The following is a 1,078-nucleotide window of genomic DNA, read 5'->3' on the forward strand; positions in this document are numbered from 1 at the left end:
AGGACGGCGTCGGTGCGGTCCGCCTCGACCCGGTCGACGGGGGACTCGGTGCCGTGCTCACGGCGGTTCCGCGCGGACCGGGCATCGTCGACGACGAGGTTCCGGGCGACGGTGAAGAGCCACGCTCGAGCGCTGTCCGGAGCGCGTTCGAGCACGGCCGGCCGCTGCCACGCGCGGACCATCGTCTCCTGCACGACGTCCTCGACCGTGTGGCCGTCCCGCGTCAGGTGCCGGACGTACCGGGTGAGTGCGTCGCCGTGCTCCCGGTAGAGCGTCGCGAGCAGCTCGTCCGCTCCCCTGCCCGTGGCCATCACTTCGCCAGGTCGAGGGAGAACTCGACGGACCCCTTCGGATCCACCGTGACGAAGCCGAGGGACGGTGCTTCGACGCCGTAGTCCTCGAAGGTGATCGGGATGCTGCCGGCGACCTGCACGGTGCCGTCCTTCGCGACGGCGACCTGGGCGTCGGCGGTGACGGGCTGCTCGACGCCGTGCAGGTCCATCGTGCCGGTGAGCGTGACGTCCTGCGTCGAGCCGTCGAGCGCCCCGGACACGTCGACGGGCTTCGTCAGCGTGAACGTCGCCGTGGGGTGCTGGTCCGTCTGGAGCGCGGTGTCACGGAAGTAGGCGTCACGGGCGGACTCGGGCGTGCTGATCTTGGCGACCTCGACCGTGACCGTCGCCTTCGTGAGGGAGCCGCCGCTGACCTCGGCGCTGCCCTCGACGTCCTTCGTGCGTCCGACCACGTTCACATCCTGCCCCTGGAGCTTCTCGTGCACGCGGTAGCCCGCGAACGAGTCGCCGGTGCTGGTCCAGCTGCCGTCGGCCTCGGCGGCGGTGAGGGTGCCGGAGCCGCCGGACGGCGCGGCGCTGACGGAGGGGGCCGCGGCGGCCTGCCCGTTCACGGTGTTCGCGTAGATGACCGGTCCGGCGATGGCTGCGGCCGCGCCGACGACCACGACGCCGGAGGCGATGCCGATGATGACCTTGGTTCGTGTGCGGAGTCCCATGCCCTGACGACGAGACAGCGGGCCGGATCGTTCACCGGCGTTCGGCACGAGCGGCGGATCGTCCACCGG

2 protein-coding genes are annotated in these 1,078 nt (G+C 71.8%); both read right to left on the minus strand.

What is annotated here, in order from left to right; translation table 11 throughout:
• Positions 1-311, minus strand: a 311-nt coding sequence (locus BIV01_RS16960) for a sigma-70 family RNA polymerase sigma factor (RefSeq protein WP_139199526.1), incomplete at its 3' end; no start/stop codon positions are given.
• Positions 311-1,078: YceI family protein (locus BIV01_RS16965; RefSeq protein WP_254791873.1), on the minus strand; the 768-nt coding region annotated here is incomplete at its 5' end. The genes BIV01_RS16965 and BIV01_RS16960, both read right to left, overlap by 1 nt.

The sequence above is a fragment of the Curtobacterium sp. MCBA15_013 genome (assembly GCF_001865095.1).
In the GTDB taxonomy this organism is placed as follows: domain Bacteria; phylum Actinomycetota; class Actinomycetes; order Actinomycetales; family Microbacteriaceae; genus Curtobacterium.